This window comes from Pseudomonas sp. JV414, assembly GCF_032424305.1.
Classification (GTDB): Bacteria; Pseudomonadota; Gammaproteobacteria; order Pseudomonadales; family Pseudomonadaceae; genus Aquipseudomonas; species Aquipseudomonas lini.
On the sequence record NZ_VYKC01000001.1, the window covers coordinates 75,233 to 90,521 of the forward strand.

Consider the following 15,289-nt stretch of genomic DNA (forward strand, 5'->3'; position numbering starts at 1 on the left):
CTTTACTTGACCTGATCCGCCGCGCTGTAGATGAACTGCGCGTCTTCCGAAGCGGTACGTGGCAAGGTGATCTTGATAATGGGCATCACCCGACCACCGGTCTTGTTGAAGAAGTCCCGCTGGTCGTGCTGCGCGCCGGCCAGGCCGCCGTCGAGGTAGAAGAACGCTTGGATGGGGAGTTCGTTGGGAATATTTTGTGGCCATGTTGCCAGGATCAATTCGATGTAGTCATGTTGTCCGGCAAAGAAATTGCCTAACTGATGCGCTCGAATGGTTTGGTAGAAAGAGTCTGCCCCCAAATGGTTCATTGAATCGCGAACGTCGAAGCTGCACATGTCCGAAATAGAGATGCGGTTTGTGAGCCATTGTTCGGCGGTCGTCACTCCGATGGTCTGGCAGCGTCGGCTACGGTCGGGAGAGTAGGGGTGCGCACCGCAGCCGGGCGCCAGTCTCAGTGTAGTTGCGCCATCCATCGGGTATGAACACAGCACTTCAATCTGCCGCGCACTCGCCGGTTTTGCCAGCACCGGGTAGAAGATGAAGCCGTTTTTTTGCCCGAACACCAGGCCAGTGAATTTGGCATCTTTGCTCAAATACGAAAAAGATACCCCTCCACTGGTTTGCGAGTGGGGGCTGGGGTTCCAGCTTGAGTAGGCGTTCGACGGCACCGTAGACCTCATCGTCACGCCCCGGCAGAGGAAGGCCGGCATTGAGGGTTTGCCGCAATCGGGGCGAGTGTCGTTGTATTGCGTGGTCAGATTGGCCGCGACCGTTGCGCCACTCTGCGTTGCGCTGTTGGTTGTGCTGGCGATACCGGACTCAGCTTGCACCGCCATGGGTGCCTGTTCCGTTGGGGCCGGTTGTTGTTGTTGTTGTTGTTGTTGTTGTTGTTGTTGTTGTTCGCGAACCTGACAGCCCGCCAGAACAACCAAAAACATCAGTGCGATGATTTCCTTCATTGCCTGTCCATCCCTTGATGTGACCTGCGCGTGGCAGGCGAGCGCAGAGCAACCCACCAGAGGTCGTGCTGCGGACTTCAGAGGAGAGTTAATCAAGGAAGAACGGCACTGAATAGCTATCAGAGTTGACAGCTGACAGGCTTCAAATCGGGGTCTAAGCTGAGCGGCTGTGCCGTGCGATCAAGGTGTGATTGTCCGGATAGCGTCTTAGACCCGAATCATCTCCCGCACCTTCGCCGTCAATAAATCGAAGGTGAACGGCTTGGTGATCATCTGCATGCCGGGATCAAGAAAGCCACCGCGCACGGCGGCGTGTTCAGCATACCCGGTGATGAACAACACTTTGAGATCAGGCCGGTACTGCCGACCGATTTCCGCCAGTTGCCGGCCGTTCATGCCCGGCAGTCCCACGTCGCTGATCAACAGGTCGATTCGCTGACCGGAGTCGAGAATCGGCACGGCGCTGTCGGCATCGCCCGCTTCAACTAAGGCGTAGCCCAATTCACTCAAAACAGCGCTGACCAGGACTCGCACGGCGGGATCGTCTTCGACGATCAGCACGGTTTCGCCGTCCCGGGCGTAAGGAGCGTGTTGGGCATCGACTTGGGTGTCCTGGAGCAGTTCGCCGCTGAAACGCGGCAAAAACAGACTGACCGTGGTGCCTTTTCCGACTTCACTTTGAATGCTGACGTGGCCGCCAGACTGTTTGCTGAAACCGTAAATCATCGACAAGCCCAGGCCCGTGCCCTGGCCGATGGGTTTGGTCGTGAAGAACGGATCAAAGGCCCGGTTGATGGTGCTTTGCGGCATGCCGCAACCGGTATCGGTGACACTCAGGACGATGTAATCGCCCGGTTGCAGATTGTTGTGTGCCTCGGTAAAGCCCGTATCCAGATGTTGATTGGAGGTTTTGACCAGCAGCTTTCCGCCGTCGGGCATGGCATCCCGGGCGTTGAGCACCAGGTTGAGCAGGGCGCTTTCGAGTTGGTTGGGGTCCGCCTCGGCCACCCACAGTTGCTCATCCAGCTGCATTTCCAGGTGAATGCTTTCGTTGATGCTGCGCTGTAACAGTTCATCCATGGACACCACCAGCGTGTTCATCTGCACGGGTTTTGAATCCAGCGACTGGCGTCGGGAGAATGCCAGCAAACGATGCGTCAGGCCCGCCGCGCGGTTGGCTGAGGTCACCCCAAGATCGATCAGACTGTCCAGATCCTCGGTGCGTCCTCGCGCCAGGCGTCGACGCAGCAGCTCCAGGCTGCCGATGATGCCGGTCAGCATGTTGTTGAAGTCGTGGGCAATACCGCCGGTGAGTTGGCCGACCGCTTCCATTTTCTGTGATTGTCTGAGTACTTCTTCGTTGTGGCGCAATTGCGCGGTGCGTTCCTCGACCTGTTGCTCGAGGGTTTCCAGGGTGTTTTGCAGACGCAGTTCGCTTTGGCTCAGATCAATCAACCGGTCCCTGGCTTCATACTGCCGTCGTCGCCCGCGCAATGCCGTGGTGACCAGGCTGATCAGCGTGACCGGATGAAACGGCCGCTCGAGAAAGGTCACGTTGCCCAACTGCGAACCGAGTCGCGACGCAGGGTTCTGCTCCGGGCCACCGTGGTGGGTCAGCAGTACGATCGGCAGATCCGACCACGCCGGTTGCTGCTCGATCAGACCCAGCAGTGGTTCAAGGTCAGCGCCCAATAAGGCCTCGGAAGCAATCACCAACAGGCCGGCACCCAGCGACAGTTCATTGCACAACGCGCCCAGATCCCGGGTGATGACCCCGTCGAACCCTGCCTCGTTGAGCATCATCAGTGCGATCTGACTGTCACGTCCCAACGGTGCAAGAATGATCGCACGCTCGGACATTGCCTCCATGGCCGTCACTGGGCATCTTCCTCAAGCAGCGGCTTGCTCGCGCCCAGGTAAGTGGGCACGCCACGCAATACACCCTGGAATGCATCCAGTGGTTCACCGATGGTCATGCCCTGGCTGCTGATGCGGTACTCGCGGATGGTCGATTCGTGGCTGCCGGTGCGTTTCTTGATGATCGAGATCGCCCGGCGAACCTTGCCCAGGGCTTCGAAGTAGCGCAACAGAATGACGGTGTCGGCCAGATAGGTAATGTCGACGGGGGCCTGCATGTCACCCACCAGCCCATGTTGAGCGACAGTCATGAACGTCGCGGCGCCTTGGCGATTGAGGTACAGCAGCAACTCATGCATGTGCAGCACCAGGGCATTTTCTTCGGGCATTGCCGCCTGATAGCCGTTGATACTGTCGATCACCACGGTTTTGATATTGCCCTCATCGACACAACGACGAACCCGGTAGGAAAATTCGCCGGGGGACAATTCGGCGGCGTCCACTTGCTCGATCATCAGGTTGCCGGTTTCTTCCAGGGCCTTCAGGTCGATGCCGATGTTTTTCATCCGCTCGAACAGCAGCCCCAGCTCTTCATCGAAGATGAACAATGCAGCCTTTTCGCCACGGGCCACCGCCGCAGCGGCGAAGACCATCGAGATTAGTGATTTGCCGGTACCCGCCGGGCCGAGGATCAGGGTGCTGGAGCCCGTCTCGATACCGCCACCGAGCAGGGCATCCATTTCCGGGATGCCACTGGTCAACTGCTGGCGGATATAACGCCCGCGATGTTCGGCCGCCACCAGGCGCGGGAAGACATGCACGCCGTCACCCATGAGGGTGAAGTCATGGAAACCGCCACGATACTTCTGACCGCGATACTTCACCACGCGGATGCGCCGGCGTTCGGCGCCGTAGTTGGGCGTCAATTCTTCGAGACGAATCACCCCGTGGGCCACACTGTGCACGGTTTTGTCGAGGGCTTCGGTGGTCAGATCATCCAGCAGCAGCACCGTGGCTTCGTAGCGTACGAAGTAATGCTTGATGGCCAGAATCTGCCGGCGGTAGCGTAAAGAGCTTTGGGCCAACAGGCGGATTTCGGACAGGCTGTCGACCACGACGCGGGTCGGCTTGACCCGTTCGACCGCTTCGAAAATCTGTTTGGTGGCTTCGCCCAGCTCCAGGTCCGAGGAATACAGCAGGCTCTGTTGATGCTCGGCATTGAGCAGGCTTTCTGGTGGCGTCAGCTCGAAGATGTGGATGTTCTCATCCAGCCCCCAGCCGTGGGACAACGCCCCCTGACGCAGCTCGCGCTCGGTTTCAGACAAGGTGATGTACAACGAGCGCTCGCCGGCACGGGCGCCAGCCAACAGAAAATGCAAAGCGACGGTGGTTTTGCCGGTTCCGGGTTCACCCTCCAGCAAGAACACATGGCCGCGAGACAATCCACCGGCCAGGATGTCATCCAGACCTTCAATACCGGTGGCAGCTTTTGCACTGATCAACTCGTTAGATATAGACAAGAAATGCCCTCTCATGACTAGGGGAAGCGAGGCAGCAGGCTGGAAGCGCCGAAATAGACTGCCTGATCACTTGACCTTTCGCCGAGACGGCGGTTCAACCTTTTGTGTTTGTGTGTGGTTCTTGTACAAAAAAGCAAAGATCGCAGCCTGTAGGAGCTGCCGAAGGCTGCGATCTTTTGATCTTGATTAAAGCCCTTGCTGCAACGCCGGATCGTCGGGATTGAGCTGCTCCAGCTGTGCCAACAGGATCTGCACGTTCTGCAACTGTCCGCTTTCCTTCCAGTAGTTGATCAGCAGCACGCGCGCCTTGCGATCGGCCGGGTGGCGCTGGACGATTTCCTGTAGCTGGTTCTGCGCAGCTTCCAATTCTTGCTCACTGTGTAGCGTGGTGGCCAGGTCGTAGCGGTAATCCTTGTTGTCCGGCTCAAGCTCCACGGCTTTGGACAGCCCGAGCAGGGCGAACTCACTTTGCCCGTGATGCAGCAACCAGAGCCCCAGCGCATGTTGCAGGTAGGCCGAGTCAGGCTGGGCCTTTAACTGTTTCGCCAACAATTGCCTTGCGGCATCGCTTTGGCCCTGTTTATCCAGCACTTCGATCTGCATCACCAGTGCCGGCAGGTTGCCGGGCGCCAGTTGCAACGTGCGCTCCAAGGCCTGCTGCGCATCCTTCAGCTCGGCATTGTGCAAGTGTAGGCGCGCCAGTTGGTACTGGGTGTCAGCGCTTTCCGGCTGACGCTTTAGGCGCTGCTCCCAGGCATCGATGGCTTGCTCCAAGGGGCCGAAGTACAACCCCAGTTCATCCGGCGTCAGACCCAATAAGGCATTGACCGCCGCAAACCGGACGCTTGGGTCGCTGTCATCGAGCAAAGGTCCCAGCAACAGACTGCGCTGCCCACTGGGTACCAGCCCGCTGATGCTTTTGATCGCTGCGATGCGCACATCCGCCGAGGGATGTTGCAGGTCCGCATCCGCCAGTTTCAGGGCTTGCGGGCTTGGGTAGTTGGGCAGTTCGGCATGCAGCCAGACACGGCGCTTGGCCGACAGGTCAGGGCGGCCCAATTGCTGATAAAGCACCCGCGCTGCGCCCGGTTGACCCGCGCGTGCCTGGGCCAGTGCTTCGCTGTAGCCATGCTTGATCGCCGCCGGCACCACAGGCGTCGTGCTACGCAGGAAAAACCAGGCGAGGGCGAGGGCAAACAATACGCAGAGGCTGATGAGCAAGTAGCGGCGGGACTGAGGCATGCAGGAATCCGGGAGCTGGGCTTTTGCAAAGCCACCAGCTTCGGTCAGGCCGGGCCGTGAGTCAAACCCAAGCTTGATTCAGCAGGTAGTCGTCGGCGAATTTGCCTACAGGTTTTGTCGACACCGAAACCTGCCGAGGCACTGAAGCAATGACTACGCTTGCTGGAGATGACTCAATGAGCGCTCCCATGCAACCACTGCTTCAATATTTCAAGGCGATACTCAACCCCGGACGAGAGGTACTGCTGTTCGCCCTGAGGACCATTGTGGCCGGGCTGCTGACATTGTATCTGGCCTTCCTGTTCGACCTTGAACAGCCCAAGTGGTCGATCATGGCGGTGGTCATCGTCAGCCAGCCATTGGGCGGCATGGCCCTGGCCCGAAGTTTCGGCCAGGTCATCGGCACCACGTTCGGAGCAGTCGTGGCGGTGTTGATCATGGCGATCTTTCCCCAGGCGCCCCTGCCTTTCATCCTCACCCTGGCCTTGTGGTTGGCATTCTGTACCGCCGGCGGCACGTTGTTGCGCTACACCAGTTCCCAGGCATTTGTTCTGAGCGGGTATACGGCGGTGGTCGTGGCGCTGCTGGCGGTGCCCGATCAGGAAGGCACGTTCCTGCTGGCCGTCACTCGTGTGACCGAGACGCTTTTGGCCGTGGCTTGCGTGTGCGTGGTCAGCCTTCTCACGGCGCGGCCGGAAGCTGTGGCGCGGGATTACTTCGCCAAGATCGATCAGGTCATCAAGCTGCTCGCGACCCACGCTGCTTCCGTTATCCGAACCGAAGAAAGCGAGGCCGATTTCCATCGGCGGCAAATGCAACTGCTCGGCGCAATCAGTGCTCTGGAGGGGGTACGTCGGCATTTATATTACGATGCGCCACGGTTGCGCAGCGCCAATAGTCTGGTGCAGTTGCTTGGCAATCAGCTGGTGCTGCTGACTTCGCGGTTGACGGCCCTGCGTCACCAGCGACTACTGCTCACCGAACGGTGGGAAGGAGCATTGCCGGAAGAGATACAGCGTTTGCGCGCCGAAGAACTGGCGTTTCTCGATGAACTGGCCCTGCAAGGTCGTTCACTGTCGACCGAGGAGCGGCACCATTTCGCCGCGCTGCAACAGCGTTTCGAGGACCAGGCCTACGCCGAACAACTCACCGAGACGATGCCTGCCACGCTGCGTTCATTGGCCTGGGCACTGCGCTGGGAGCAGGCACGGATGCTGGAGCAACTGGGGCAGATTCTGGAACTGAGCGACGCGATTCAGGAAGGGCGTGAAGCCAGTTGCGTGTTCCGTGGCCAGGAAAATCCGCTGCATCTGGACTTCACCTTGGCGGTAATGAATGCAATCCGGGCTTTTACCGCGCTGGTTGTGGCCGGCCTGATCTGGATCGAGACCGCTTGGGACGGAGCCCGTGGCGGGATGATTGTGGTGGGGATTCTCTGTTCGCTGATGGCGACTTTTCCGCGGCCGTTGCTAGCCGCGCAAAGCTTTGCCAGGGGGCAGGGGCTAGCTTTGGTGGTGTCGGCGCTCTATCTGTTCATGCTGATACCGATGATCAGTGACTTCGAGTTACTCGCCTTGTTGCTTGCCCCATTGCTGTATGCCGTCGCGGTGGGGCTGGCCAGTCCGTCAACCACTGGTACAGGCATTGGTCTTGGACTGACGACCATTCTGTTGCTGGGTCCGCAAAACACAGAAATCGGCCAAAACAGTGCCGTTCAGTGGTTCGAGTTTGCCGGTGCATACATCAGCGCCTCCGCGCTGGCGCTCAGTGTCTACGCCTTGATCTTCCCGTTCAGACCCGTTTTGCGGATACGCCGGTTGTTCAATGAAAACTGCGAGCAGGTCTACGCTTTGCTGAAGACGCCGGCCACCGATGAACAACAATTTGCGTTTGAAAGCCGTATGGTCGATCGCCTGACCATGATGTTGGGATTATTGCCGGCTACCAACGACAAGCACTCCAGCGAGCTGTTCGAAGTCAGCCTTGGGTGCATGGCGCTGGGTGTGGCCTTGAACCAGCTCAGGCAACAGGGGCAAAGCAACACGTTGCTGAGTACAGACCAGCAAAACCGTTTGCTGGCTGCCGTGCGTGAGACAGGCCGATTGATCGCCGGGCGGCCCGGGATTGACCTTGAGCAGCTGCTCGGAAACTTGCGTGTCTTGGGCGATGAAATGGACGGCTTGCATTTAGACGTTCATGAACACCTGTGGTCGGTGTTCAGAATGCGCGTGGCGTTGTTGATCGTGGTGTCGTTTCTGGAGCGACATCGCCAATACTTTCAACCCGTCCAAAGGGAAGGAGAGCCAGCCCTTGCCCATTGATTTTGAATTGGGTGGTGTCTACTTGCCGCCGATTGCCCAGGCGTTACTGCTGGCCCTGCCGATTTTCCTGCTGCTGGACTGGATCTTGCGCCGCTTTGGCGTGCTGCGTTTTGTCTGGCATGAGGCCTTGTTCGAAGGCGCGCTGTATGCCTGCGTTTGCGCGACGCTGATTCTGGTGATGGGAGCTTGATGCCTTGAAGAAGATCCTCGCCCGACTCGTGACTGTGGCAGTGGTATTGCTGGCCTTCGTGCTTGGCTGGTTCGCCTGGGAACATTACACCCGCGCGCCCTGGACTCGGGACGCGCGGGTTCGCGCCGATGTGGTGACGTTGTCCGCCGATGTCTCGGGGCGCATCGTCAGCCTGAGTGTTCAAGACAACCAGCATGTTACGAAAGGCCAGTTGCTGCTGGAGATCGACCCGGCTCGTTATACGCTGGCAGTGGAGCATGCCAAGCGCGCGGTGGAAGTCGCAAAAGCCACACTGGGCCAATCTGAAGCGACGATTGTCTCCAGTGAAGCGCTGCTCAGGCAGCGCCAGAGCGAAGAGCGTCGCCGTCGAACCCTCAAACAGGGTTTCGCGATCTCCGGCGAAGAATGGGAGAAATCCAGTACCGAAGTGGCTGTGGCGCAGGCGGAACTGTTGCGCAATCAGGCCAATCTGGGCCTGGCCCAAGCCAACGTGCAACTGGCGATCGCGGCATTGACCCAAGCCGAACTGGACTTGCAGCGCACGCGGGTCGCAGCGCCAGTCAGCGGTTACGTGACCAACCTGCTGACTCGTCAGGGCGATTACGCCACTGCCGGAGGGGCGTTGCTGGCGCTGGTGGACAGCGACTCGTTTTATGTCAGCGGCTACTTTGAAGAAACAAAGCTGCCACGAATCGAGGAGGGCGACCGGGTCAGGGTCGAGTTGATGAGTGGCGAGACCTTCGGCGGCACCGTGCAAAGCATCGCTTTTGCTATCGCCGATCGCGAGAACTCCCCCGGCAGTCGCCTGCTGGCCAACATCAACCCCAGTTACACCTGGGTGAAGCTGGCGCAACGGGTGCCTGTGCGGATTCAGATCGATGCTGACTATGTCGCTAAAAACCGCCTGCGTGCCGGGACCACGGCTACCGTGACCATCATGGAAAACGGCGATAGCAAAGCAACCCACTAACCCCCTGTGGGAGCGGGCTTGCTCGCGAATGCGGTGTGTCAGCCGCAGAATATCTATTGGATGTACCGGCCTCTTCGCGAGCAAGCCCGCTCCCACAGGTTCTGCGAATGCCTCCAGCACGGTGTGCAGCCAAAAAAAAGCCCCGCGACCGAATGAGGCGCGGGGCAAAAGAATTGGTTGGTTGCGGCCAACCAAAGGAGCTCTTTAAAACGTTACTTGCTAGCGACCGTCTCTGGTTGCCAACCGCCGCCAAGGGCTTTGTAGATTGCGACAATGCCGCGATACAAATCGACTTCGGCCTGGGCCTGGGTGTCTTCCGCCGCCAGGCGCTCACGCTGAGCATCGAGCAACACGAGGAAGTCCTCGGTACCTTCGCGGTAGCGAATCTCGGCCAGGTCCGCGGCGGCGCGGCTGGATTCGCTTTGACGAATCAGCGAGATCAGGCGCTGCTGACGTTTGCCGTAATCGCTGAAGGCGTTTTCCGACTCTTCCAACGCCAGCAGTACTTGCTGCTCGTAGGTCGCCAGGGCGCCTTCGGCTTCAGCATCGGCACCGCGCAAACGGGCGCGCACGCTGCCCAGGTCGAACGCCGCCCAGGTAATGCTTGGGCCCAGTGCCCAGGCGTTGGCTGCCGAGGAGCCGATCTGCGAACCGCGCCCGGCGGTGAAGCCGAGGAAGCCGCTGAGGCTGACCCGTGGGAACAAGTCAGCCTTGGCTACGCCGATACGAGCGGTGGCGGCCGCCAGTTGGCGTTCGGCGCTGCGGATGTCCGGGCGCCGTTGCAGCAGTTCGCCCGGATCACCGATCGGCAGGGCCTTGGCGATTGCCGGCAAGTCTTTTGGACTCAGGTCGACAGTCAGCTTGTCCGGACGCTCACCCAGCAGGGTGGCGATGCGGTTGCGCTGACGCACCTGTTCGGCCTGCAGTTGCGGCACGCTGGCTTCGACAGACGCCAGGCGAGCATCGGCGCGAACCACGTCCAGCTGATCGCCGACACCGGCATCACGCAGGCTTTCGGTGATCTTGCGCGATTCCTGCTGGTTGTTCAGGTTCGCCAGAGCGATCTTTTCCCGCAGTTGCGCGCCGCGCAGTTGGCCATAGGCGTCCACCAGTTCGGCAATCATAGTGACTTGCAGTTGGTAAAGATCGGCTTCGGCCGCCTGCTGTTCAGCGTCGCTGGATTCCAGGTTGCGCTGGATGCGACCGAACAAGTCCAGTTCCCAAGCCATGTCCAGGCCCAGGTCATAGCGTTCACTGCTGACGCGTTTAGTGGTCTGGCCGGGAATCTGTCCTTTGGCCAGATCACTGCTCGCGCGGCTGGTGATGGTCGGCATGGCGTCATTGCTGGCGTCGTCGCGAATTGCCCGGGCCGCTTTCCAGCGGGCGAAGGCCACGCGCAAATCGCGGTTGCCTTGCAAGGATTGCGTCACCAACTGGTTGAGGGTTGGATCGTCGAACTGCTGCCACCAGATGCCTTCGAAACGTGCACGGTCAAAATTCTTCTGACCGGCGCTGCCATCGGTGGCGGCCGTGATGTTGGCCGCCTCCGTCGCTGGGGTTTTGTAGTCCGGGCCTACGGCGCAGGCACTCAGGGCCAGTACCAGAAGGCTCGGCAGGAAGGCTTTCAGGCTCATTGTTGCGCCTCCAGTTGCTTTTCCAATTTCAGCGCCTTGGCGGCTTTGCGCGCTTCACCGCGCTCCACAAAGTTGCGAATCAGTACGTAGAACACCGGCGTCAGCAACAGGCCGAAGAAGGTCACCCCGAGCATCCCGGAGAACACCGCCACACCCATGGCATGACGCATTTCGGCACCGGCACCGCTGGAGAAAACCAGAGGCACAACACCCATGATGAACGCGAAGGAGGTCATCAGGATCGGCCGCAGACGCAGACGGCAAGCTTCCAGCACTGCTGCCAGCGGGCCGAGGCCTTCTTCCTGTTTATCCTTGGCAAACTCGACGATCAGAATCGCGTTCTTACACGCAAGTCCCACCAGTACGATCAAGCCGATCTGGGTGAAGATGTTGTTATCGCCACCCGAGGCAATCACACCAGTAATGGCCGACAGTAGGGTCATCGGAACGATCAGGATCACCGCCAGTGGCAGGCTCCAGCTTTCGTACTGAGCCGCGAGTACCAGGAACGCCAGCAGTACGCAGAGCGGGAACACGAACAGCGCCGTGTTGCCGGACAGAATCTGCTGGTAGGTCAGGTCGGTCCACTCGTAGGTCATGCCGTTGGGCAATTCGTCCTTGAGCAGTTTCTCGATGGCTTTCTCGGCCTGGCCGGAGCTGTAGCCGGGGGCTGCCGCACCGTTGATTTCAGCGGTGATGAAGCCGTTGTAGTGCATCACACGGTCCGGCCCCGAGGTGTCGCTGACCTTGATGAAGGTCGCCAACGGGATCATCTCGCCACGGTTGTTACGCACTTTCAGCTGACCGATCTGGTCCGATTCGAGGCGGAACTGCTGCTCAGCCTGAACGTTGACCTGATAGGTGCGACCGAAGCGGTTGAAGTCGTTGGCATACAGCGAGCCCAGATAAATCTGCAGGGTGTCGAAGATGTCGCTGACGGCCACGCCGTGGGTCTTGGCTTTTTCCCGGTCGATGGCGGCATCGACCTGCGGCACGTTCACGGTGTAGCTGGTGAACAGGCCAGCCAGTTCCGGCACGCTGTGGCTTTTGGTGATGATGTTCATGGTTTCTTTGTACAGCTCGTCATAGCCCAGGTTGCCCCGGTCTTCGATCTGCAGACGGAAACCACCAATGGTCCCCAGGCCTTGTACCGGCGGCGGCGGGAAGATCGCCATGTAGGCTTCCTGAATCCCTGCGTACTGGCCGTTCAATGCACCGGCAATCGCACCGGCGGACATGCTCGGATCCTTACGCTCGTTGAACGGTTTCAGGGTGACGAAGACGATACCGGCGTTGGGGCTGTTGGTGAAGCCGTTGATCGACAGACCCGGGAAGGCCACGGCACTTTCCACGCCAGGCTGTTTCAGGGCCAGGTCGGACATGCGCTTGATCACGTCTTCGGTACGGTCCAGGCTCGCGGCGTCCGGCAGTTGCGCGAAGGCCACCAGGTATTGCTTGTCCTGGCCGGGTACGAAACCGGTCGGGGTATTGGAGAACCCGAAGAAGGTCAGCACCATCAAGCCGGCGTACACCAGCAGGGCGATACCGCTGCTGCGGATAACCCGGCCCACGGTGCCAACATAACCATGGCTGGCCTTGTCAAAGAAGCGGTTGAACGGACGGAACAACCAGCCACCGAAGATCTTGTCCAGAACCTTGGAGAAACGGTCTTTCGGTGCGTCATGGCTCTTGAGCAATACGGCGGCCAGCGCCGGCGACAAGGTCAGCGAGTTGAAGGCCGAGATCACGGTCGAAATCGCAATCGTCAGGGCGAACTGTTTATAGAACTGCCCGGTCAACCCGGAGATAAACGCAGCCGGGATAAACACCGCACACAGCACCAGCGCCGTCGCAATGATCGGGCCGGTCACTTCGCGCATCGCACGTTTGGTGGCTTCTATAGGGGTTAATCCGAGCCCGATGTTTCGCTCGACGTTTTCCACCACCACAATCGCATCGTCGACCACGATACCGATGGCCAGTACCAGCCCGAACAGCGACAGGGCGTTCAATGAGAAGCCAAACAGGTGCATCACGGCAAACGTACCGATCAGCGAAACCGGCACCGCCACCAACGGGATGATCGATGCGCGCCAGGTTTGCAGGAACAGGATCACCACCAGCACAACCAGGATCAGTGCTTCGAAGAGGGTGTGAACCACCGCCTCGATGGAGCCGCGCACGAAGATCGTCGGGTCATAGACGATGCTGAAGTCCATGCCTTCCGGGAAGTTCTTCTTCAGCTCGGCCATTTTCTCCCGAACGTCGTTGGAGATCTGGATCGCGTTGGAACCAGGGCGCTGGAAGATCGGGATCGCCACCGCCGGCTGGTTGTTCAGCAAGGAACGCAGGGCGTACTGGCTGGAGCCGAGTTCGACGCGAGCGATGTCTTTGAGGCGAGTGATTTCACCGTTCTCGCCGGAGCGAATGATGATGTTCTCGAACTCTTCCTCGGAAACCAGACGGCCTTGGGTGTTGACCGACAACTGGAACGCGGTGGCATTCGGCGCAGGCGGAGCGCCCAGGGCACCGGCCGCCACTTGACGGTTTTGTTCACGAATCGCGGTGACCACATCGGTGGCGGTCAGGTTGCGCGAAGCGGTCTTGTTCGGATCGAGCCACACCCGCAGCGAGTAATCGCCCATACCGAACAGCTGCACATCACCGACACCGCCCAGACGCGCCAGCTCATCCTTGATGTTGAGCAAGGCGTAGTTGGACAGGTAGAGCATGTCGTAGCGTTTGTCCGGCGAGGTCAAGTGCACAACCATGGTCAGGTCGGGCGAAGCCTTGTCCACGGTGATACCGATGCGCGTCACTTCCTCGGGAAGTTTGGGTTCGGTCCGGGTCACGCGGTTCTGAACCTGTACCTGCGCGTTGTCCAGGTCAGTGCCCAAAGCGAAGGTGATGGTCAGGGTGATCTTGCCGTCGGCGGTGGACTGCGAAGACATGTACAGCATGTTCTCGACGCCGGTGATGGCTTGCTCCAACGGAGCGGCCACGGTTTCACCGATGACTTTAGGGTTGGCACCCGGGAAGTTGGCACGCACCACAACGGTCGGTGGCACGACTTCCGGGTATTCGCTGATCGGCAACTGGAACAGCGAGATGGCGCCGGCGATCAGGATCAGCAGCGACAGTACCGCTGCGAAGATCGGCCGTGAAATGAAGAATTGGGAAAAATTCATCGGAGTAATTGTCCCTTAACCGCGTGGAGTCGCAGCAGCCACTTTCACAACCGCACCCGGCGCGACCTTGGCAGGTGCGATTTGGGGCAGGTTGCTGGCTTCCAGCGCTTTTCGTTGTTGTGCGAGAGCCGCGAGAGTTTGTTCGCTGGCCATCGGGATCACCTCAGGGGTGACCGGTGAGCCAGGGCGAACCCGCTGCAAGCCCTTGACGATGATGGTGTCGTCCTTGTTCAGGCCGCTGCGCACGATGCGCAGACCTTCGATCTTCGGACCCAGCTCGACAGGGCGGTAAGCGGTTTTGTTGTCGGCATCCATCACCAGCACGAACTTTTTACCCAGATCGGTACCGACTGCTTCGTCGTTGATCAACACCGCGGAGTAAGTGCCGCTACCCACCAGTTTCAGGCGTGCATAAAGCCCCGGGGTGTAGGTGCCGTCGCTATTGTCGAACACCGCACGGCCGCGGATGGTGCCGGTCTTCGGGTTGACCTGGTTGTCGACGAAGTTCATCTGGCCCTGGTGCGGGTTGCCGTCTTCATTGGACAGGCCGAGGTAAACCGGCGTGGTTGCACCGCGTTGGCCTTGGCGGGCGAGCTGGGTGTATTTAAGGAAGACACGCTCGTCGGCGTCAAAGTAGGCGTAGACCTTGTCGGTGGACACCACGCTGGTCAGCGCGGTGGTATCGGCGGTCACCAGGTTGCCAGCGGTGATTTCCGCACGGCTTACGCGGCCGCTGATGGGCGCCGTGACGCGGGTGAAACTCAGGTTCAGTTTGGCCAGGTCCAGTTGGGCCTGGAGGGCACCGACGGCGGCGCGAGCTTCTTGAGCCGCGCTGGTGCGCGAGTCGGCGAGTTCAGCGGAAATCGCGTTGCTGGTGCGCAGGCGTTCGCCGCGCTGGGATTCGTTTTCGCTGCGGGTGGCGGTGGCGCGAGCCTGGGCAACCAGGGCTTCGAGGCGGCGGACCTCAGCCTGGAAGGGGCGCGGGTCGATCTGGAACAACAAATCGCCTTTCTTGACCAGCGCGCCTTCGGTGAAGGCCACATCATCGATCTGGCCGGAAACCCGTGGACGAATCTCTACCGTTTCCGGCGCTTCAAGGCGCCCGGTGAATTCGTCCCACTCGTTGACCGGTTGTTCCAGCACCTTGGCCACGCTGACTTTGGCCGCGGGCATGGTGGCGGCAGCGTCCGGAGTCTTGCCGCAAGCGCTCATCACCAGCACGGCCAACAGGGCCAAGGGGAAGCGCAAATGTTTGAGTGAATGTTCCATGGATTCATCCGCCAATGTATTGAGATGGACGGATGATGCTTGGCGGGGTTGTATGGCACGAATCGAATGAACCGAAGGTAACTATCATTCGGAATGATATAAGCTCAAAGCGAGCCCTCTAGCATGCACCTTCCGTTAG

At 59.7% G+C, this 15,289-nt stretch carries 10 protein-coding genes; 3 read left to right on the forward strand and 7 right to left on the reverse strand.

Features of this window, described 5'->3' with window-relative positions; genetic code table 11:
• Positions 1 to 2 precede the first annotated feature (2 nt).
• From F6R97_RS00365 to F6R97_RS00380, 4 genes are all read right to left on the reverse strand, one after another.
• Positions 3 to 959, reverse strand: coding sequence for a halovibrin HvnA (locus tag F6R97_RS00365; protein ID WP_315865805.1), 957 nt, complete (start codon positions 957 to 959; stop codon positions 3 to 5).
• A gap of 207 nt (positions 960 to 1,166) precedes the next feature.
• Positions 1,167 to 2,828: an ATP-binding protein gene (locus F6R97_RS00370; protein ID WP_408003893.1), complete on the reverse strand. Its 1,662-nt coding sequence runs from the start codon at positions 2,826 to 2,828 to the stop codon at positions 1,167 to 1,169.
• Between the two features lie 5 nt (positions 2,829 to 2,833).
• A complete protein-coding gene (locus tag F6R97_RS00375) occupies positions 2,834 to 4,336 on the reverse strand; it encodes an ATPase domain-containing protein (RefSeq protein ID WP_315865806.1) in 1,503 nt (500 codons plus the stop codon).
• A 186-nt stretch (positions 4,337 to 4,522) separates the two neighbouring features.
• Positions 4,523 to 5,578, reverse strand: a complete 1,056-nt coding sequence (locus tag F6R97_RS00380) for a tetratricopeptide repeat protein (protein WP_038983383.1) — start codon at positions 5,576 to 5,578, stop codon at positions 4,523 to 4,525.
• Between the two features lie 176 nt (positions 5,579 to 5,754).
• On the opposite strand from F6R97_RS00380, the gene F6R97_RS00385 reads away from it, so the two are divergent.
• Genes F6R97_RS00385 through F6R97_RS00395 form a run of 3 tightly spaced genes read left to right on the forward strand, consistent with a single transcriptional unit; the run spans position 5,755 to position 9,059 of the window.
• Positions 5,755 to 7,899 (forward strand): FUSC family protein, encoded by a 2,145-nt coding sequence (locus F6R97_RS00385; RefSeq protein ID WP_315865807.1) that lies wholly within the window; start codon positions 5,755 to 5,757, stop codon positions 7,897 to 7,899.
• Positions 7,889 to 8,089 (forward strand): DUF1656 domain-containing protein, encoded by a 201-nt coding sequence (locus tag F6R97_RS00390; protein ID WP_038983381.1) that lies wholly within the window; start codon positions 7,889 to 7,891, stop codon positions 8,087 to 8,089. Before F6R97_RS00385 ends, F6R97_RS00390 begins: the two co-directional genes overlap by 11 nt.
• A gap of 4 nt (positions 8,090 to 8,093) precedes the next feature.
• Complete coding sequence (locus tag F6R97_RS00395) at positions 8,094 to 9,059, forward strand: HlyD family secretion protein (RefSeq protein ID WP_048393500.1); 966 nt, start codon at positions 8,094 to 8,096, stop codon at positions 9,057 to 9,059.
• A 212-nt stretch (positions 9,060 to 9,271) separates the two neighbouring features.
• Here F6R97_RS00395 and F6R97_RS00400 read toward each other — a convergent pair whose 3' ends face one another.
• The 3 genes from F6R97_RS00400 to mexE are packed head-to-tail and all read right to left on the reverse strand — an operon-like array spanning position 9,272 to position 15,150.
• Positions 9,272 to 10,693 (reverse strand): efflux transporter outer membrane subunit, encoded by a 1,422-nt coding sequence (locus F6R97_RS00400; protein WP_048393498.1) that lies wholly within the window; start codon positions 10,691 to 10,693, stop codon positions 9,272 to 9,274.
• Positions 10,690 to 13,881 (reverse strand): efflux RND transporter permease subunit, encoded by a 3,192-nt coding sequence (locus tag F6R97_RS00405; RefSeq protein WP_038983378.1) that lies wholly within the window; start codon positions 13,879 to 13,881, stop codon positions 10,690 to 10,692. Before F6R97_RS00405 ends, F6R97_RS00400 begins: the two co-directional genes overlap by 4 nt.
• A 15-nt stretch (positions 13,882 to 13,896) precedes the next feature.
• Positions 13,897 to 15,150, reverse strand: a complete 1,254-nt coding sequence (gene mexE / locus F6R97_RS00410) for a multidrug efflux RND transporter periplasmic adaptor subunit MexE (RefSeq protein WP_038983377.1) — start codon at positions 15,148 to 15,150, stop codon at positions 13,897 to 13,899.
• Positions 15,151 to 15,289 lie beyond the last annotated feature (139 nt).

Excerpts from the sequence above, each read along its gene's own strand:
- F6R97_RS00400 (WP_048393498.1), bottom strand. The coding sequence starts at position 10,693 with ATGAGCCTGAAAGCCTTCCTGCCGAGCCTTCTGGTACTGGCCCTGAGT.
- F6R97_RS00385 (WP_315865807.1), top strand. The coding sequence starts at position 5,755 with ATGAGCGCTCCCATGCAACCACTGCTTCAATATTTCAAGGCGATACTC.
- mexE (WP_038983377.1), bottom strand. The coding sequence starts at position 15,150 with ATGGAACATTCACTCAAACATTTGCGCTTCCCCTTGGCCCTGTTGGCC.
- F6R97_RS00370 (WP_408003893.1), bottom strand. The coding sequence starts at position 2,828 with ATGGAGGCAATGTCCGAGCGTGCGATCATTCTTGCACCGTTGGGACGT.
- F6R97_RS00380 (WP_038983383.1), bottom strand. The coding sequence starts at position 5,578 with ATGCCTCAGTCCCGCCGCTACTTGCTCATCAGCCTCTGCGTATTGTTT.
- F6R97_RS00365 (WP_315865805.1), bottom strand. The coding sequence starts at position 959 with ATGAAGGAAATCATCGCACTGATGTTTTTGGTTGTTCTGGCGGGCTGT.
- F6R97_RS00405 (WP_038983378.1), bottom strand. The coding sequence starts at position 13,881 with ATGAATTTTTCCCAATTCTTCATTTCACGGCCGATCTTCGCAGCGGTA.